Source organism: Xanthobacter cornucopiae (assembly GCF_043195065.2).
In the GTDB taxonomy this organism is placed as follows: Bacteria; Pseudomonadota; Alphaproteobacteria; order Rhizobiales; family Xanthobacteraceae; genus Xanthobacter.
Genome location: NZ_CM195531.1, coordinates 1,529,832 through 1,548,597 on the forward strand (window position 1 = coordinate 1,529,832; position 18,766 = coordinate 1,548,597).

An 18,766-nucleotide genomic window follows, 5' to 3' on the forward strand; every position below is an offset into this window, starting at 1 on the left:
CGCCTGCGCCTTGTCTTCACGCGAAGCGGTGTCCGCTTCGCGGGATGCCCCGCCCGGGACCGGGACCGGGGCCGGGGCCGGGGCGTCCGGCCCGGGCCTCACTTCGCCTTGGCATAGACTGCGGCGAACCCCTCCAGCGGCAGGTTCATGTTCACGGTCTGCCCGTCCACGCCCTTGAACGACAGGTTCAGCTCCTTGCCGGTGCGGGTCGCGGTGGCGAAGGCGTCGGGCAAGGGCGCATTGGCGAAGCAGCCCTCGGGACGACAGGTTTCCACCGCCAGGTTGACCGCGTTCTGGCCATCCACCTTCAGCACCACCGGCTGGCTGACCAGGATGCCCAGGGGAATCTGCGACACCAGCACCGGCTTGCGCGTATCCGCCGGCACCCGGGCCGCCACCATCGCCACCAACTGCCCGGAGTCCTTGACCACCACCCGCTGGCCAACCTGGCAATCGACGCCCTTGGCCCCGTTGGTGCATTCGAGCCGCCAGCCGGTGGCGGTATAGACCGGGGCCTTCTCGCCCTCCGCCGCCGCCGGGCTGACGGCGCCGAGAAGGGTCGCGAGCAGAACAAGGGTGCGTGGGTGCATCGTCTGGGCTTTCAAGCTGTTTGAACAAGATGCGGTGGGAAAACAGAGCGGACCCGGCCGGCCTCGGCCCGGGTGCCGGCGCCTCCCATGGGCACCGATCTGAAGCATGATTTTACAGCTTCTGCCCTGTCGCAGATTGACCCGAACGTTAACGTGATTCCGGCTCGCCGTCGCCGGCCGGCCACCCCCGGATGCCCGGCCGCCCCGGCGGGCTGCGGATTTATCGCCGCCGCCGACACCGGGCTGCACTTTGGCGTCGAACCTGCATGGGCGCTCCGAGGTCCAGCAGGCGCGCGCCCTTTGTCACAAACCGGACGGCGTGCGGCGCCGGCTCGTGTTTGAAGGCGCCAGGCATGACGGACAAAGAGGAATGGGTCATCTGGAACGGGTCCCTGGGGATCCTCGACATGGTGGCCATCGGCCGGGTCGAGGAACACGCGGGCGCCCGGCGGGCCTGCCTGGCGGACCCCTATGGCATCGTCGGTCCGTTCGATCTCGACGAGCTCGAGACACACGGCCAGATCGCCTTCGGCGAATGCCTCGTCCTGTCCCGGCGGCGGTGGCAGGAGGACCAGGTGGAATTGCGCCGGGAAGCCTTCCGCAAGCGCCAGGCCTTCCTGTTCCAGCCCGCCCGCCGCGACGACGACAGCGCGCATCGCGAGGTGCTGGACCTGCCGGAAGACGTCGTGCTGGACCCCGCTCAGATCAATGCCGCATTCCGCCGCCTGGCCAAGACCGCCCATCCCGACGTCGGCGGCAGCTCCGAACACTACCGGCGCATCGCCGAAGCCCGCGATGCCCTGCTCCGGCCGTTCGCGAGCGTCCCGTAGGACACCCCCTGGGATCTTGCGCCCCCGCCCCGCCCGTGGACCGGAACGCCCCGCCCGCGCAGGAGCGCCCGGAAGCCGCCGGACGGGGGATGGCCCCGCCTCCTGAGCTCAGGCCGCGATGCGCCGGAGGAAGTGGTCGACCTGGTCCTGAAGCTGGGTGATCTGCTTGTCGAGGGCGCCGGTGGCCTCCAGCAGCGAGCCGGAAAAGTCGCTGGCATTGGCCGCCTTCTCGCGCACCGTCAGAATCGATTCGGAAACCCGCGAGGTGCCGCCGGAGGCCGCTGTGATGTTGCGGCCGATCTCGGCGGTGGCCGCGTTCTGCTCCTCCACCGCGCCGGCGACGGAGGTGGTGGCGGCGTTGATGTCGCCCACGTTCTGAATGATGATCTTCACTGAATCCACGGACTGGCCGATGGCGCTCTGGATCCGGCCGATGCGCTGGTCGATCTCGGCGGTGCGGGTGGCGGTCTCGTTGGCCAGCTTCTTCACCTCTTCCGCCACCACGGCGAAGCCCTTGCCGGCGTCGCCGGCGCGCGCCGCCTCGATGGTCGCATTCAGCGCCAGCAGGTTGGTCTGGTCGGCGATGCCGCGGATGGTGTCGATCACGCCGCCGATGTTGCTGGCCAGCGTCGTCAGCTCGGTGATGGCGATGGAGGTGCGCTGCGCGTCGTCGGCGGCGCACTGGGCCTTGCGGGCGACCCCGTCGATCTGGCGGGCGATCTCGGACGACGATGCGGTCAACTGCTCCGTGGCACCGGCAACGGACTGCACGTTGCCGCTCGCATGCTCCATGTCGGACGACGCGGCGGAGCTCAACGACGAGGTCAGGAGGGCGATGTCATGCAGGCTGGAAGAGGCCCCGCTGACCTGCCGCGCCACCCCCTTCAGGCCCTCCACCACACCCGAGACCTCGCTCTGAAACGCCGCGGCGAGCCGGGCGGACGCCTCGCGCCGGGCCGCCTGCTCACGCTCTGCCGCCGCGCGGTGCGCCTCGGCCGTGCCATCGGCCACGAAATCCCGATAGGAGATGATGGAGCGGGCGATGGTGCCGATCTCGTCCGCATTGGCCTGATAGGGCACCTCAGTGTCGGGCACCCCTGCCGCCAGCGCGCGCACCGATTGGGTGAGGCGCGCCACCGGCGTGAGCACCCGCCGGCGCACCACCACCAGAATGGCACCGTAGAGCGAAATGATGACAGCGAGGCCGACGATCTGCGCCACGTCCAGCCACGCGCTCAGGGCCTCTGCCTCGTCCACCTGCGCGGCGGCGATCTGCGAGAAGCGATCGGCGGACTGGTCCACGATCCGCACCAGATCGCCCACCTGCGCGCTCAAGGCCGCAGCCACGGTATCGAATTCCGGCATGATGACGTTGCCGAGCGTGGGACCGCCGGCCACGTACTGGCGGGCCATCTTCTCACCGACCTGATAATAGGGCGAAAAGGCGGCCTCCACCTGGGAAATCGCGCGCTCCACCTCCTTCAGGCTCAGCTTGCGGGCGATCTCGCGAGCGGCGTCGGCGTTGCGGTTAAAGGTTTGGGCGTGGGTGGCCGCCTTCTTGAAGCCGTCATCCAGGCCGTTCTTGCCCTGGGTGGCCGAAACGTCGGTGAGGAACTGCTGGACCTGGACGATGTCGAGCTGGACGTCCTTGATGCGCAAGGCCAGGTCGGCGCTCAGGCGCTCCTGGTCCGCCGCATCGTCGATGCGAACAACACTTCGCCCCATCGAATAGCCGAGATAGGCGATGATCGAAAAGCACAGAAGGGTGGTCGATATCAAAATTACAAATATCGTCTGAACAATTGCCTTGATCGACATGTCACACCCTTTGGCGCGGAGCCCTTAAGCTCCACCTGGCTACTGCGGTGGCTCAGCCCCTTCTACGGCCTGCAAGCCCACGGTCAAGCCGGCCGGGCCCGCACGCTGGGTGCCGTAGCACGGGGCCGCGCCGCCGGCATTGATCTGGTCGGGTCATCCCCTGGAACCGGTCCCCGCGCGCTGTTCGGCTCCTCCGCCAGCCTCTACACTGCCGGCCGCCGACAGGGCGTGGCCCTGTTCCTCACCATTGCTCCTCTGTTGCGGGAAGACCTCCATGGCGTCACGAAACATCGCCGACCAGATCGTCGAGACCCTCGACCAAGCTGGCGTGGAACGCATCTATGGCGTCGTCGGCGACAGCCTCAACGGCCTGACGGAGGCCCTGCGCCGCACTGGCGGCATTCGCTGGGTGCATGTGCGCCATGAGGAAGCCGCAGCGTTCGCGGCCGCGGGCGAAGCCCAGATCACCGGCCAGCTCGCGGTGTGCGCCGGCTCCTGCGGCCCGGGCAACCTGCACCTCATCAACGGCCTGTTCGATGCCCAGCGCAGCCGCACGCCGGTGCTGGCCATCGCCGCGCAGATCCCCTCGGCGGAGATCGGCGGCGGCTATTTCCAGGAAACCCATCCGCAGAACCTCTTCCGCGAGTGCAGCGTCTATTGCGAGATGGTATCCGACCCCGCGCAGATGCCCTACGTGCTGGAGAATGCCATTCGCGCCGCCGTGGGCGAGCGCGGCGTGGCGGTGGTGGTCATTCCCGGCGACGTGGCCTTGAGCCCCGCGCCCGAGCGGGCGGTGACGCCGGCCGCCGGCCTGCTGCCCCCGGTGCCGGTGGTCACCCCGGCTCCCGCCGAGCTCGACGCTTTGGCCGGGCTGCTGAACGCAGCCCAGCGCGTGACGCTGTTCTGCGGCCGGGGCTGCGCCGGCGCCCACACCGAGCTGATGGCCCTGGCCGAGACCCTCAAGAGCCCCATCGTCCACGCCCTCGGCGGCAAGGACCATGTGGAGTATGACAATCCCTACGACGTGGGCATGACGGGCTTCATCGGCTTCCCCTCCGGCTACGAGGCCATGCACGCCTGTGACACCCTGCTGCTGCTGGGCACCGACTTTCCCTACAAGCAGTTCCTGCCCACCGGCATCCGCATCGCCCAGGTGGACATTCGCCCCGGCCAGCTCGGCCGGCGCTGCAAGCTCGATCTCGGCCTGGTGGGCGACGTGCGCGCGACCCTTGCGGCGCTGCTGCCGCGCCTCGCCGCCAAGGCCGACCGCCGCCATCTCGACGACGCCCTGGCGCACTACCAGTCCTCGCGCAAGGGGCTCGACGACCTGGCACGGGGCACGCCGGGACGCCCGCCCATTCACCCCCAGTATCTGGCCAAGGTGGTGAGCGATCTTGCAGCCGAAGACGCGGTGTTCACCTTCGATGTGGGCACCCCGACCATCTGGGCCGCGCGCTACCTCAAGATGAACGGCAAGCGGCGGCTGGTGGGCTCGCTGGTGCACGGCTCCATGGCCAATGCCCTGCCCCAGGCCATCGGCATCAAGACCGCCCGTCCGGAGCGGCAGGTGGTCTCGCTGTCGGGCGACGGCGGCTTCACCATGCTGATGGGGGACCTGATTACGCTGCGCCAGGAACAGGTGCCGGTGAAAATCGTGATCTTCAACAACGGCACCCTGGGGTTCGTGGCGCTGGAGATGAAGGCGGCGGGCTTCGTGGAGCTGGGCACCAAGCTCGACAACCCCGACTTCGCCGCCATGGCCCGCGCCATGGGCATTCACGGCATTCGCGTGGAGGACCCCGGCGACCTGCCGGCGGCGGTGGCCGACGTGCTGGCCCATGACGGGCCGGCGGTGCTCGACGTGGTGACGGCGACGCAGGAGCTGTCGCTTCCCCCCACCATCGGCCTGCAGCAGGCCAAGGGGTTCAGCCTGTGGCTGCTGCGGGCGGTGATGAGCGGGCGCGGCGACGAAGTGCTCGACCTCGCAAAGCAAAACCTGCTGCCGCGCTGACCGGCAGTCGAACGGCCACCCCCGCCCCGTCTGAGGGGGCGGGGGTGGCGCGGATCAGACGAACACGAAGTCCGCTTCGCTGATGGCGGCGATGCCCACGCCGCTCAGCACGATGGTGTCGGCGCTGTTCTGGAAGGTGACGGTGACACCGTCGGCGCCATCGACCAGCGACACGTCGGCCCAGGTGCGGCCGGCGAGGCGGATGCGATCCGCGCCGTCCTCGAAGTCGCGGATGACGTCGTTGCCCGCCCCCTTGACGAAGATGAAGGTGTCGGCGCCCCCCTCGCCCCAGAGGATGTCGTTGCCGGTGCCGCCGGCGATCAGATCGGCATCGGCGCCGGCGTAGATGACATCGTCGCCCGCATCGCCGGAGATCACGTCCTTGCCGGCGCCGCCATAGAGATAGTCCTTTCCGCCACCACCGGACAGGGTATCGCGGCCAGCATTGCCGTGGAGGCTGTTGGCGCCGTCGTCACCGGTGAGCTTGTCATCGAAGTCCGAGCCGATCACATTCTCGAAGCCGGAAATGGTGTCGCCCTCCGCGAAGCCGCCAGACGCGGTCCAGGTGGCGAGGTTGACCACGACGCCCGCGGTCGATCCCGAGTAGTGAAGGGAATCATAGGTTCCGGCACCGCCTTCGAGCACGTCGGCGCCGGCGCTGCCGTAGATCTGGTCGTTGCCGGCACCACCCACGAGGCAATCCGAGGTGGCGCTGCCGCGCAGCGTGTCGTTGTATTTTGTGCCGATCACGCCCTCGATGTTGAACAGGGTGTCGCCGGTGGCGTCGCCGCCGGACACGGTCTGGGCGGCGAGGTCGGCGGCAATGCCGGCATTGGCCTGGCCGGAATAGTCGATGGTATCGAAGCCGTTGCCCCCGTTGAGCACATCGGCCCCGGAGCCCCCCACGAGGCGGTCGTCGCCCTCGCCGCCGATCAGCGTGTCGTTGCCGACGCCGCCGATCAACGTGTCGTTGCCGGCGCGACCGTCCAGCGTGTCGTTGCCGTCGTCGCCCTTGATGATATTGGCGTGCTTGTTGCCGGTGCCCTTGAAATCATCAGCGAGCAGGGCGGTGAGGTTCTCGATGTCGGAGCCGAGCGTGTAGCTGGTGAGATAGCTGCGGACTTCGTCCTGATCGGTGTAATAAATGCCGGTGTCGGTCACCGTGTCGCTGGCGGAACGCACATAATAGATGTCGCTGCCGGCGCCACCGAGCAGCGTGTTGACGCCCGAGCCGCCGTCCAGGAGGTCGTCGCCATCCTCGCCGCGCAGGGTGTCGTTGCCCTCGCCGCCGTAGAGGCGATCGTTGCCTTCCCCGCCCCACAGCAGGTCATGGCCGCCCTGGCCCTGGAGATAGTCATTTCCGCCATCCCCGAACAGCTGGTCGTTGTCGTCCTCGCCGGTCATGGTGTCATTGCCGCTACCGCCGGACAGCAGGTCGCGGCCGGCGCCACCGGACAGCGTGTCGTTCCCGCTTCCGCCGGACAAATTGTCGTCGCCGGAGCCGCCATAGGCAAAGTCGTTGCCCGCTCCGCCATTGAGGGTGTCGGCGCCATTCTCCCCGTAGAGCTGGTCGTTGCCGTTGCCACCGACCAGGATGTCGTCATGGTTGCCGCCCCACAGGTAGTCGTCGCCATTGTTGCCCCACAGCCGGTCGTTGCCGTCGTAGCCGCGCAGGACATTGCTGCCGTTGGAACCGGTGATGTCGTTGGCCAAGGCGTTGCCATAGCCGCTGGCGCCGTCGGAGAGCAGAACCAGCGCTTCGACATTGGCGCCGAGGGTATAATAGCTGCTCGTCGTGCGGACCGTGTCGTAGCCGCCGCCGGCCGCCTCGAACACCGTCACCGAGGAGGTGACATAGTAGGTGTCATTGCCCTCGTCGCCGAACAGCGCATCTTGGTCGGTGCCATAGAGCGTATCGTTGCCGGCGCCGCCGTGGAGCGTATCCTTGCCGGCGCCGCCGTCCAGCACGTCGTCACCGAGGCCGCCATACAGCAGGTCGTTGCCGGCTTCGCCGAACAGGCGGTCATTGCCTTCACCGCCGTCGAGGGTGTCGTTGTCCAGGCCGCCGTAGAGCGTATCGTCGCCGGCCCGGCCCCACAGCGCGTCGTTGCCGCCGGCGCCGAATAGCGTGTCATTGCCACCGCCGCCGGTGACCGTGTCGTCGCCGGCGTTCGCATAGATCAGGTAATCGCTGTTGTCGGGGGCGGTCCAGATGTCTTTGCTGCTGGTCAGGTTGATCGTGATCGGGGGCATTTTGATCTCCATCGGTTCGGAACGCTGGCGGGGACGCCCGTGGACGCCGCCGCGCATGGACGCCGCCGACCTCAGGTCCGCGGGTCCGATGGGAGGACTTTGACGGCCTCGTGTTTCGCGCCGGACACGGCCGGACGCGGCTCCGTTTCATTTGTTTCGCGCAACCGCCCGCCGGGACCGACACAAACGCCCCGCGCCGCGCAGGCCGGCGCAGGGCAGCCGCGGGCCGCGGGCGCGCTGTGCCCAAGACGCGTGCCCAAGACGCCGTGCCCAAGACGCCGTGCCCAAAACAAGGATGGAGATGGGGCCCGCAAGCCCCGGAAAGCGAACGGGTGAGGTGCTGCGACGCCCCCGGCGCTGCCGCATCGCGGTCCCTGGGGAGAGGGTTCGCCGCCGGCGCACCCGCCAAGGCTGGCGGCGGCTCATCCCGATGCCCCGGATCGCGACCGGCTCTCCCCGAGTGGCACCGGCGCGCAGACGATCTAGGCGTCAGCCTGCACCCGCTCGAGGGCCGCGGCCACGTCGTCGGGGCCGAACGGCTTCTCGAGGGTCACGATGTCGGTGCGACCGAGGGCGGCGAGACGTGACGGGCCGGCAACGGTATCGCCTGTGACCACCACCGCCCGCCGCGCCAGCTGCGGCCGCACCTGCGCGAGCCGCTCCAGGAACGACACCCCATCGATGCCCGGCATCCGCAGGTCGGTGAGCAGCACGTCGAACGCGGCGCCGCCTTCCACCAGGGCCAAGGCGGCGGCCGGGCCGTCCACCACCGTGGCGCGATGGCCCAGCATGTCGGCCATCTCGGCGAGGCTCGCCGCGACGTCGGGTTCGTCATCGACGATCAGGATGTCGAGCCCCGGGGACGCGGCGGCGGGCGCGTCCTCCGCGCTATCCGCGCTCGGCGCTCCGGATACAGGCAGGCGGATTTCGAACGCGGCCCCGCCCTCCGGCCGCGCGGCGAGCCGGAGCTCGCCGCCATGGGAGGCGACGATGTTGCGCGAGATGGACAGGCCGATGCCGGTGCCCACGCCGGCGGCCTTGGTGGTGAAATAGGGATCGAAGATGCGCGCGGCGATCTCCGGCGACACGCCGGGCCCGTTATCGGCGATCTGGATCGCCAGCATGTCGCCCTCGCGCCGGGCGCGGATGCGGATGCGGCGCGGTGGGGGCTGCTCCACCAGGGCCTGCTGCGCATTCAGCAGCAGGTTGCTCACCACCTGGCTCATGAGGTCGCGGTCGGCGAGGATGGTGGGCAACGGCCGCGCCAGCTCCGTCTCCACCTCGACCCCCGATGACCGCAGGCCATAGCCCAGCATCTCCAGGGCGTTCCTCACCACCTCGTCCATGTCGAGCGGCTCGCGCACCGGCGGCTTCTGGCGCGCCATGGCGAGGAAGCTCTTGACGATGCGGCCGCAGCGGTCGGCGGCGGCGCGGATGCGCTCGGCGCGCTGGCGGGTGCCCTCATTGTCGGCCTTGCTGGCCAGCAGGGTGGACTGGGCGATGACGATGGCGAGCGGATTGTTCAGTTCATGGGCGACGCTGGCCAGCAGCGAGCCCATGGCCGAGAGCTTCTCCACATGGTGCAGCCGCTCCCGGCCCGCCTCGATCTCGCGGGCCAGACGCTTCTGCTCCCTCAGGTCGCGGATGTGGGAGGTGAACAGACGGTGCTCCCCCTGCATGACCTCGGTGACCGTCAGTTCCACCGGCAGCTCGGAGCCGTCGGCATGAAGCGCCGTCACTTCGATGCGCCGTCCCACCACCCGGGCGAGACCGGTGGACAGGTAGCGGGCCAGTCCCGAGCGGTGCGCCTCCCGCAGCGCCGGGGGAATGATGACGTCGGCGATGGGCTTGCCGATGACCCGGTCGGCGCGGCGGCCAAACATGGCCTCGGCGGCGGGATTGAACTCGCGGGTGATTCCCTCGCCATCCATCACGATGATGCCGTCGAGCGCCGACAGCACGATGGAGCGGTGCAGGGCCTCGCTGGATGCCAGCGCCTCCAGGCTTTCCGCCGCCTCGTGCTCGGCCTTCTTCAGCTCGGTGAGATCGCGCGTGAAGGTCAGGAATCCCGGTTCCGTCTCGCCGGCTGCGGTGAAGGGCAGGACCGACACCTGCAGATAGCGGCGCCCCTGCTCCAGGAAGTCGATCCAGCCCTCCCACCGGCCGAGATCGCCGCGCCGGATACTTGGGGCGAGGCGGCGATATTCCTCCTCCACCAGCGCCCCCAGCACCTCGCGCACGCGCCGGCCGATCACCTGGTCCCGGCTGCGGCCGACAAAGTCCAGGAACTCGCGATTGGCGTCGCGATAGAACAGCGCCGCGTCCACATAGACCGCCCGCAGCGGAATGCCGTCGATCATGGCGCGCATCTGGCGCACCTGGGCGGTCTGCTCGGCGAACGAGGCGCGGATCTTGGCGCTCAGGCCGCGCCAGCTGTCCGGCACCGTGGGCGGGCCCACCGCCTCCGCCTCCTGGGGGGTCAGGGCGCCGTAGTTGGCGATCGCCACCGCCGGCCCCACGAAATGGCGGCCGAACAGGAAGGCGAAGGTGGCGAAGGTGGCGAGAATCCCCGCCAGCAGGGCGGCATGGGGCCAGAGCTCCTCCAACACCGCGTCGGTGATGGTGGCGCCGGGAATGGTCATGACCATGCGCCAGGGCGTTCCGGCGATGTCCACCACCGAGACCAGCAGATCCCCCTGCGGCTCGAACCGACCGCCCGTTCCCCCGGTGGAGATCGAACCCAGAAGCACCCCGGCCGGCACCGGGTCGGGCCCGCTCAGGGGCCGGTCGATGGAGGTGGCGACCACATGTCCCGTCTGGTCCAGCACCACCACGACGCCGTCGATGGCCGGCATGCGGGCGAGGTCCTCGGACAGCGTGGAGAGCAGCACGTCGGTGCCGACAATGCCGAGAAACGTGTCCGCATCCCAAACCGGCGCCGCATAGGTCACGATCAGCCCGGCGCCGCCCGCGTCCCAATAGACCGGTGTCCAATACGGCGTGCGGGTCGGGTTGCGCCTGGGCTCGCCGAGGGCGAACACGTCGTAATCGAAATAGCCGTCGAACACCTTGGTCGGATCGGCGCCGGGCAGCATCTCCTGCGGCGGCGCCCAGGGATAAATGGCGGTGAAGTCGCGCAGGGCCGAGAAATAATAGCTCCAGCGCAGGAACGGATGGGCGGCATGGCTGGCGCGCGCGAGCGCGAAGATCGGTTCCACCGCGGTCAGCTCGCGGCGGCCGTCGGGCGTGATCCGGCCGGGCGGAGACAGGATGCCGCCGCCATCGGGGCCGGGATCCGAAGCCGCGCCGCTCCAGTCCAGGCGGCCACGCCAGGGCGGCAGGTCCGCCCGCCGGTGCAGGCGGTTCTCCACGTAGGAGAGCATCACCGCCACATGGGTACGCACCCGGCCGACCATCTCCTCCAGCTTGCGCTGGCGCGCCAGCTGGGCATCCTCGTGGCGGGAAATCACGTCGCGGCTGGTCCGCTCGTAGGTCCGCGCGCCTTGCGCCAGCAACAACAGCACCAGCGGCACCACAGCCGCCAGCAGCAGCAGCAGGAAGCGGCGACTGAGCCCCCGGTCGGCGCGATCCGGCGGAAGCCCGCCCCTCACCATGTTCGCCCCTCGCTCGCTGTCGCACCGAGACCGACGCCGACGCGCCTGCCGCCCCGCGCGCGACGCCCCGGGCGCGGATCACCCGGCGGGCCGCGCGCCGCGCCGAATGCCGCGCAGCCTATCCGGCCCGGCCGCCCGCGCCAAGATGGTCACAGCGCCGTGACGCAACCCGTCGTCCGGGACAGAATCGCGCGCCGGGCCCAGCGGGGGTGGGCCCGGCGCGCGCCGCCGAGGATGGGGCTGGACCGTTCGCGAACGGTCCAGCCATCCTCGATCCGGATGATGCTCAGGCCGCCACCACCCGCGCTTCGCTCGCCGCCACCATGACGTCGGCCAAGGTCGCATAGGCCTCGCCCCAGGCGGCGCGGTTGGCGGCGCCGAAGCCACCACCCAGCGTCTCCTCCAGGGTTCCCAGGATGGCCTCGCCAACGATGGCATAGTGCTCCGGCTGCACGCCGTAATCGCCATGGCGCGCGCCGAGCCCCTGCACCGCGGGCAGGATGTCGTCGAGCCGGTCCAGCCCCGCCACCACCATCGCCAGCGCCTGCACCAGCTTGCGCCGCTGCTCGCTCAGGTCGTCCGGGAACAGGACGCGCAGGGCGGGGTCCAGGGTGAACAGACGGGCATAGAAGCGGGCGGCGAAATCATCCGGCGCGCGCGCCACGATGGCAAAATCGGCCCGGATGGCGGCGATGTCCGAGGGGGTCATGAATGCTCCTTCCAGCGGCAAGGCAAGGGTGTGGCCAGGTGAGGGCCGGCGGACGCCGCCCTTGAGCCCAGACTTGCAGCGGAAGGTTTCGTCCCGTGCACACGTGATCGCGGCCGTGTTTCAATTGTTTCAATCGCACCTGCCACCGCCCCGGCGGCCGCAGGTGCGGCGTGGTTAACCGCCCTGGCGTCCCTCTGGCACGAACACATAGCCCTCGCCCCGCACGGTGCGGATGAAGCGCGGGCGATCCGGCTCCGGCTCGATCTTCTTGCGCAGGCGGGTGATGCGAATGTCGATGCGCCGATCGTCGGGGCCGAGGCCGGCGTCGGCCCGGCCCAGCTCGGCGATCAGCGCGCGCGAGAGCACCCGGTTGGGGCGCGTGGCGAGAATTTCCAGCAGATCGTATTCCAGCGGCGTCAGATCGACGGCGCGACCACCAGCCGCCAGCAGCTGCCGGCCGTCGAGATCGAGCTCGAATCCGCCGAACGCCAGCCGGCGGCCCGCCACCGGCGGACGCGAGGCGAGGCCCGCCGCCGGGGCCGCCGGCGGCCCGTCCATGCGCCGCAGCACCGAGCGGATGCGCGCCAGCAGTTCGCGCAGGTCATAGGGCTTCACCACATAATCGTCGGCGCCAAGCTCGAGGCCGATGATGCGATCCACCGAGGTGCCGGCAGCGGTGGCGAAGATGATGCCGAGAGGAATGCCGGCGCGCCGCAGCCAGCGCGCCAGCGACAGCCCGTCCTCCCCCGGCATGGCCACGTCGAGGATCACCACGTCGATCCGACGCTCCGCCACCAGTGCCCGGAAGGAAAGGGCATCGGCCGCGCCGATGGTCTCGAAGCCGCAGTCCTGAAGATATTCGACGATGGAGTCCCGCAAATCCCTCTCGTCATCGACGACGGCGATCGTCGCGGCCATTTGCTGCCCCCCTTGGCTGTTTCGCCATCCTTGCGCCGAACTCCATTTGCCGCATAGTGCGCCTTTGCTCCACCCCCTGCGACGTAAGCGGCCATGGCGAGACCCGCCCGATTGGTGATCACCGACGACGAGCCGGACCTCGCCGACGCGCTCGGCGAGTATTTTGCCGATTTGGGCTACCTTGTTACCGTAACGCGCACGGCGTGGGAGCTGGAATCGCGGTTGGCGCGGGAGCCGGCGGACCTGGTCCTGCTGGACCTCGACCTTCCCGGCCGCGGCGGACTGGACCTGCTGCAGGATGGCGCCATCCCCAGGGATGTCGCGGTGATCGTCCTGACCGGCAGCCCCGACCGCATCGACCGCCTGCTGGGGCTGGAGCTGGGCGCCGACGATTATGTGGCGAAGCCGGTGGACCCGCGCGAGCTGGCGGCGCGCGTCGGCGCGGTTCTGGGCCGGCGCCAGGGTCGCTGGCGGTCGCTGGTGACGTTCGAGACGGTGAGCGTGGACCTTGCGGCCGCGCGCGTTCTGCACCATGGAGGCAGTTGCACCCGCCTGTCCGCGGGCGAGGTGGCGCTGGTGCGCGCCTTCGCGGAGAATCCCGGCCGGGTGCTGACGCGCGAGATGCTGCTGGAGCAGGCCCCCGGCGAGGACGAGGACGCCTTCGCCCGTGCCATCGATTCCCGCGTCGCCCGGCTGCGCCGCAAGCTCGGCACGACTCGCATCCGCACCGTGCGCGGCCACGGCTATGTCTACGAACCGAACCGGGCTGGCTGAGCAAGGCGGCTGGTGAGCCCGTGTCCCAGTGTGGCTTTTCGGGACACCGTGCCCCTGACCCGGGCCTGTTTGACCATGGTCTGTGGGGAGAGTGAAGATGGTTCGACGTGCTCAAGATGCCCCACTGACGCCCCGCGCGAACCGGCGGGACCGTGTGGATGTGGCGGTCCATCGGCCTGACGCATTGCCGGTCCGGGTCCCACAGTGGGAGGTGATCGAGAAGGCGTGGCTCCCCGGCGGCGAGGTGCTCACGAATGAGGCGCGGCAGGACATTGAACAGGTCGTGAATGCCTAACACCCAAGGCCCGTGAGCCTCACTCACGGGCCTTGGGTCAAGCCCGCGCGGCGCTTGAGCGGACCCACTTGCGCGGCCCCCTCGGCACCGGTCGAAGACCGGGGCCGAGGGTCTAATCAGGCGAGAAACCATTGCGCGGGAGCGCCCCTTTCCAGCGCGACATTGCTGATCGGACCCGGCGCCTGTTGACAGCACCTGAGGTCGATCTGCCAGCCCGTGAGGCATTCAGGCATGGCGACGGATCGCGGGAGGCACACTCCCCCCCTGACGGCCCCTCTTATGACGGCCGCAGGGGACGAGCCGCATCTGGAACGAGGACCACGCGATCTTCGGGACACCATCCATGCCGCGGCATGGCACGGGCTGAACTGAATGAGGATGGCCCGACACTGGTTGCTGATATGGATGTTGAAGCCTGGGACGTCATGGTCCAGCGGCTCCACGCCGCTGCCAGACAAAATGGGCGCCCCACAGACATCGACAATCATAAGATCAATGATGGCGCCCCAGTTCCGTTCATTGATGCCATCATCGCCATTGAGCCAACCCTGACGACAGATTATCAACGCTATGATACCCGGGCTTTTCTCGCCCATGTCCTTCGCCGTGCCGGGGCTGGGGCCATCCCCGCGTAGGCGAGGGAGCCTCCACGTCGAACCGGGTGAGCAGGCCGGAGAGCGGTCCATCCCCGCGTAAGCGGGGGAGCCGATCCGACGATGTCGGAGGCCTGATAGCTCAGGGGTCTATCCCCGCGTAAGCGGGAGAGCCATCATGGTCACGGTGCAGGCCTACACACTGTCGGGTCCATCCCCGCGTAGGCGGGGGAGCCGCGCTGGCGTTGACGATCGTGGAAGTCTCGGTAGGTCCATCCCCGCGTGGGCGGGGGAGCCTCTTGGCTTTAAGGGGTTGATTAGCCAGCGCTATCAAAAAGCCGAAATGTGGCAGATTGCCCTGCCACACGGAAACCAGCCCCCGTCAAGGTCCGCCAGTCGTCGCGGCGGGGTGCCGAGGGTCGCAAGGCCAAGGCCGCCGGGCTGCTTGTCGTCCCGCCAGATCATTATCACGGACCCTTGCACCACGGACCCCTGCACCAGAGACTCCTGCACGGTCGCTCCGTGCCAATCTGCCACCACCGCCCCCACTCGCTCCCGCACCGCCTTCGACAGATCCGCCGCCGCAGAGACGCCCGGCGCCGGCTCCGGCATGATGGAGGCCAGGAAACCCCGCGTGCGGCCCGGCACGTCCCGGGTGATCACGACCGTCATGGGCATTTCAATTCTCCGCTTCTCTCGCCTCCGCTTCTCCCGCGTCAGCGTCTCCCGCCGCCCCGGTTCCCGTCTCCCGCGGTCCCTCCGCCCCCGTGTCCTGGGCGGGCCGGCGCGCGGCCGGGCGGGCGGCCTCCTCCGCGGAGGGTTCGGCCAACAGCACCTTGATGTGGTCGATGAGGGCGGAAATCACCCCGTCGCGCCGCAGCCGCTCCCCGGTCATGCGCCGCGCCAGGCGCTCCAGGTTTTCGCCCGGCCGCTTCTGCGCCAGCGCCGCCGCCCGCGCACTCGAACGTCAGGCAGCCCTCTTCCACGGTCAGCCGCCCCCGGTCGAGGCTGACCAGACCGTGGCGGTCCGAATGGGGCAGCCGCGCAGTTTCCAGCCCCAGGCGTCCAGGCCGCATTCAGGCCTCCGGCGGTGAAAGCAGCAGCATGCCGTAGCCGAACGCCCGATGCCGGCCCACGCCTCGCGCCAGAAGGACGCCGAAGGCTTCCGCGTCCCGCACGCTCAGCGTGCCCACCAGCACGGCGGAATGCCCGCTGATGGCCACCAGCGGGCGGCCCCCGCCGGCCCCCGGCGCGCCCCGGCGCAGCACCTTGTCGCCGGCGATGGCATCGAGCCGGATGGCCGCGACCTCGGCCCCCCCCCCCCGGCGGCGAGGCGGGCTTGGGTCCAGTCCGCGAATACGTCGGCCGGATCGGGACGCGGCCCCGCCCCCGCCCGGGCGCACGCCGCCGCATAGGCATCGCGCTCGGCAACGCTGTCGCGCCCACCTGGGCCATCGGTGCGCACCACCGGGCGCACCCGCACCTCGAAGCCGAGCCGCCGCCCGGCGGCGAAGGCCGGCATCGGCTTTCCGGCCAGCGTGGCGATGTTGAGCGCCTGATGGGCCAGCGGATCGCAAAAGGCATCCGCATGGGCGGCGAGGGTGGCGCCATCATGGGCGCTATAGGCGAGAAGCTGCGGCGCCCGCCCGCGCCGGCCGAGCACGCGGAACGGCTTCGGCGCCAGATCGCGGCCGAAGGCGGCGGTCAGCAGGGCATGCCAGGCATAGCCCTCATCCTCCACGTCGCGATGCAGCAGGTGTTCCTGCCGAAACCAGGTCCGACACCGCAGCAGATCAGGATCGAACCGCAGGAGATTGCGCAAGGCGGAAAACTCCCCGCCAGTGCCCGCCGATTCACCAGCCCGAAAGGGATCACAAACCGTCGGAAACGAACTCACGATTGGATAAAACCGGGAGCAACGTCAGTCCCAGTTCAGCCGCGACTATCGCCGCCTGTTCGGCGAGGCACCCGGCCGCGACGGTGCGCAGATGCGGGCCGGAGTGACGCGGGTGACGCGCAGCATCTGCTTTCGGCTGCGCCAGCCGACGCCTGGATTTGAGGCATCGGGCGGGCGGGGAATGGCGCTATAGACGGAGCCATGACCACCTTATCCTTTGCGCAGCGGCTTGCCGTCACCGGCTCGCTTCCGCGTCTCGGCGCGCAGAAGCGGGCCCCGCTGCGCATTGGCGCGCTCGCCCCCTTGTCCGGGCCTGAGGAGTGCTGGGGCCGGCCGGGGCTGGATGGCTGCCGCATCTGGGTGGATTGGATCAACACCCATGGCGGGCTGCTGGTGGCCGGACGGCGCCATCGGGTAGAACTGATCGTGCACGACAGCACCGAGAGCCCCGAAGCGACCCTGGCTGCCGCCCACGATATGGTGGAACGCCAGCGCGTGCGGCTGATGCTGACCCTGGGGGGCGACAGCTTCGCACCGGCGCTCAGCTTCCTGATGAAGCGGCGGGTGCTGGTGGCCACTCTGATGCCCTCAGATCTGACTCCCGATACGCCCTATCTGATCGCGCCGGCGGAGGTTCATCCGCTGTACAACGTCACGGGCGTCGAGTGGCTCAAGCGCCGCTATCCGGCGGCGCGGCGGGTGGCCCTGTGCAGCCAGACGGACAGCCTGGGCCTGCCCTCCCTCGCGGTCTATCGCGCCGCCTTCGAGGTGGCCGGCCACGAGCTGGTGAAGGAGGTCCGCTATACTCCGCAGACCCAGGTGGCCGACGAGATCGTGGCCGCCATGCTGGCCGAAAGACCGGACGTGTGCTGCTGGTGCTCGTCCGTGCCGCCCATGGTGCAGGCGCTGACCGAGGCCGCCCATGCCCAGGGCTTCACCGGCCAGATCCTCACCTGCACCGGCGACGACTATCCGCGCCTGATCGCGCGCACCTCTACCGCGTTCATGGAGAATTTCACCTTCCAATTCCCCGATTTCGATGACCCGGAACTGGCCGATACGGACTTCTTCTTCCACCAGCCGAAGGCCTTCTTCGAGACCTATAACGCCCGCTTTCCCGGCGAGTGGAGCGCCGTGAGCTGGGAATATGCCTCCATGCTGGACCTCTGGCATAATGCGGTGGAGCTTGCGGACACCACCGAGCCGGTTTCGGTGCTCGCGGCCATGAAGCGCGGGCGGCAGATGTCTCACGCCTTCGGCCCCGCCCGCTGGTGGGGCGACAAGCTCTACGGCATCGACAATGTGCTGGTGGGGCGCTGGCCGGTCGTGTCCATCACGCAAGGGCGTGCGCGCATCATGGAGTTCGGCTCGGTGCCCGATTGGCTGGACCGGCACACGCCGGTTCTGCTGCGGCACCTGGAGGATCTGGGGCAATCCTGGCAGCAGCGGCTGGCGGCGCGCCCGGCGGAGCCGCTCAGTCTTCCTGCATGAGCAGCTTTTGATCCTCGATCAGGGTCAGCTTCATGAATTCGCTCGCCTCTTCCACGTCGCGGGCGGCGATGGCGTTGAACAGGGCATTATAGCCGCGCTGGTAAGCGGCGATGCGGTTTGGCGTGAGGTGCCGCCGGTACATGGCCGCCCGGAACGACTGGTGGCGCGCGTCGATGACCAGGTTGTAGCAGGCGATCAGCAGCGGATTTCCGGTGCCAGCGGCGATCTGCCGGTGGAATTCCTCCTCCAGCCGCACGAAGGCGCTGGCGTCGGTCTGCACCGCTTCCATTTCTGAGAGGATCACACCCAGCGCCTCGATCTGGCGGGGCGACATGCTGATGATGGCGAGTCGCACCATTTCGGGCTCCAGGATGCCGCGCACCACCTGCAGCTGAAGCGGACCGGTCTCCGCTGCGACCGCGGACACCGAATCGCGGGTGCCGTTGGGGTCGTAGGTGACGAAGGACCCGGAACCCGCCCGCCGGCGGATCAGACCGCGCTCCTCCAGCTGGTCCAGCGCCTCGCGCACCGTATTGCGGGCGACGCCAAGGTCCTGTGCCAGCTGCCGTTCCGAGGGCAGGCGCTCATCCACCCCATATTCCTGGGCGGTGATGCGCATGACCAGGGTGTCGAGAACATATTGAACCGTCGCGCCGACGACGGGCTCGCTCGGGGCCGCCGCAGCCGCGCGGCGAGGGGAAGTGGCCAAGATGAGGTCCCTTGCTGTCACCCGAGCCGAGTCGAGGGTGTCTTGAAGCGAAAGCGCCGGTTGGCGAAGGAGGGACCGCGGCGCGATCCGGATAGAAGCCCAAATGTAATGCCCTTCCGTCGCCTTGGCCAGCAGTCGCCGCGCCGCATTCCGCCATAGGGCGGCGAGGTGCGGTTCCGTGCCATGTCGTGCCCGCAAAATCTTGCTGCCTATTTCTTCAGCAGCATTGGTCTGGCTGTGCCGTGGGGCGGCACTGGGTGGCCC

Annotated in this window: 16 protein-coding genes; 5 read left to right on the forward strand and 11 right to left on the reverse strand. The window is 69.2% G+C overall.

The window, feature by feature from the left end:
• Window positions 1–98 precede the first annotated feature (98 nt).
• Complete coding sequence (locus tag V5F53_RS06890; RefSeq protein WP_393996696.1) at window positions 99–590, reverse strand: invasion associated locus B family protein; 492 nt, start codon at window positions 588–590, stop codon at window positions 99–101.
• Window positions 591–943: 353 nt separating this feature from the next.
• On the opposite strand from V5F53_RS06890, the gene V5F53_RS06895 reads away from it, so the two are divergent.
• Complete coding sequence (locus tag V5F53_RS06895; protein WP_393996695.1) at window positions 944–1,420, forward strand: J domain-containing protein; 477 nt, start codon at window positions 944–946, stop codon at window positions 1,418–1,420.
• Window positions 1,421–1,528: 108 nt separating this feature from the next.
• Here the strand turns inward: V5F53_RS06895 and V5F53_RS06900 are convergent, their stop codons facing one another.
• Window positions 1,529–3,199 carry a methyl-accepting chemotaxis protein gene (locus tag V5F53_RS06900; protein ID WP_393996694.1) on the reverse strand — a complete coding sequence of 557 codons (1,671 nt, stop codon included), beginning with the start codon at window positions 3,197–3,199 and terminating at the stop codon, window positions 1,529–1,531.
• 313 nt (window positions 3,200–3,512) lie between these two features.
• On the opposite strand from V5F53_RS06900, the gene poxB reads away from it, so the two are divergent.
• Window positions 3,513–5,249: a ubiquinone-dependent pyruvate dehydrogenase gene (poxB, locus tag V5F53_RS06905; protein ID WP_393996693.1), complete on the forward strand. Its 1,737-nt coding sequence runs from the start codon at window positions 3,513–3,515 to the stop codon at window positions 5,247–5,249.
• A gap of 54 nt (window positions 5,250–5,303) precedes the next feature.
• On the opposite strand, the gene V5F53_RS06910 is transcribed toward poxB, so the two are convergent.
• From V5F53_RS06910 to V5F53_RS06925, 4 genes are all read right to left on the reverse strand, one after another.
• On the reverse strand, window positions 5,304–7,502 hold the full coding sequence (locus V5F53_RS06910; RefSeq protein ID WP_393996692.1) for a calcium-binding protein: 2,199 nt from the start codon (window positions 7,500–7,502) through the stop codon (window positions 5,304–5,306).
• A gap of 482 nt (window positions 7,503–7,984) precedes the next feature.
• Window positions 7,985–11,116 carry a PAS domain S-box protein gene (locus V5F53_RS06915; protein WP_393996691.1) on the reverse strand — a complete coding sequence of 1,044 codons (3,132 nt, stop codon included), beginning with the start codon at window positions 11,114–11,116 and terminating at the stop codon, window positions 7,985–7,987.
• 286 nt (window positions 11,117–11,402) lie between these two features.
• Window positions 11,403–11,825, reverse strand: a complete 423-nt coding sequence (locus tag V5F53_RS06920; protein ID WP_393996690.1) for a globin domain-containing protein — start codon at window positions 11,823–11,825, stop codon at window positions 11,403–11,405.
• 174 nt (window positions 11,826–11,999) lie between these two features.
• Window positions 12,000–12,743 (reverse strand): response regulator, encoded by a 744-nt coding sequence (locus V5F53_RS06925; protein WP_393996689.1) that lies wholly within the window; start codon window positions 12,741–12,743, stop codon window positions 12,000–12,002.
• Between the two features lie 93 nt (window positions 12,744–12,836).
• Here V5F53_RS06925 and V5F53_RS06930 point away from each other — a divergent pair, with 93 nt between their 5' ends.
• Window positions 12,837–13,517 carry a response regulator transcription factor gene (locus tag V5F53_RS06930; RefSeq protein ID WP_393996688.1) on the forward strand — a complete coding sequence of 227 codons (681 nt, stop codon included), beginning with the start codon at window positions 12,837–12,839 and terminating at the stop codon, window positions 13,515–13,517.
• Window positions 13,518–14,165: 648 nt separating this feature from the next.
• Complete coding sequence (locus tag V5F53_RS06935; RefSeq protein ID WP_393996687.1) at window positions 14,166–14,447, forward strand: hypothetical protein; 282 nt, start codon at window positions 14,166–14,168, stop codon at window positions 14,445–14,447.
• 288 nt (window positions 14,448–14,735) lie between these two features.
• On the opposite strand, the gene cas2e is transcribed toward V5F53_RS06935, so the two are convergent.
• From cas2e to V5F53_RS06955, 4 genes are all read right to left on the reverse strand, one after another.
• Window positions 14,736–15,077, reverse strand: a complete 342-nt coding sequence (gene cas2e / locus V5F53_RS06940) for a type I-E CRISPR-associated endoribonuclease Cas2e (RefSeq protein ID WP_393996686.1) — start codon at window positions 15,075–15,077, stop codon at window positions 14,736–14,738.
• Window positions 15,078–15,084: 7 nt separating this feature from the next.
• On the reverse strand, window positions 15,085–15,300 hold the full coding sequence (locus V5F53_RS06945) for a hypothetical protein (protein ID WP_393996685.1): 216 nt from the start codon (window positions 15,298–15,300) through the stop codon (window positions 15,085–15,087).
• Between the two features lie 181 nt (window positions 15,301–15,481).
• The gene (locus tag V5F53_RS06950; RefSeq protein ID WP_509212981.1) at window positions 15,482–15,673 is read right to left on the reverse strand and encodes a type I-E CRISPR-associated protein Cas6/Cse3/CasE; all 192 of its coding nucleotides are present in this window, start codon (window positions 15,671–15,673) and stop codon (window positions 15,482–15,484) included.
• Window positions 15,586–16,227, reverse strand: a complete 642-nt coding sequence (locus V5F53_RS06955; RefSeq protein WP_393996683.1) for a type I-E CRISPR-associated protein Cas6/Cse3/CasE — start codon at window positions 16,225–16,227, stop codon at window positions 15,586–15,588. Before V5F53_RS06955 ends, V5F53_RS06950 begins: the two co-directional genes overlap by 88 nt.
• Window positions 16,228–16,503: 276 nt before the next feature.
• On the opposite strand from V5F53_RS06955, the gene V5F53_RS06960 reads away from it, so the two are divergent.
• Entirely contained in the window at window positions 16,504–17,793 is a 1,290-nt protein-coding gene (locus V5F53_RS06960; protein WP_393996682.1) for an ABC transporter substrate-binding protein, read from the forward strand.
• Here the strand turns inward: V5F53_RS06960 and V5F53_RS06965 are convergent.
• Window positions 17,777–18,502 (reverse strand): FadR/GntR family transcriptional regulator, encoded by a 726-nt coding sequence (locus V5F53_RS06965; RefSeq protein WP_393996681.1) that lies wholly within the window; start codon window positions 18,500–18,502, stop codon window positions 17,777–17,779. The genes V5F53_RS06960 and V5F53_RS06965 overlap by 17 nt on opposite strands.
• Window positions 18,503–18,766: the final 264 nt, after the last annotated feature.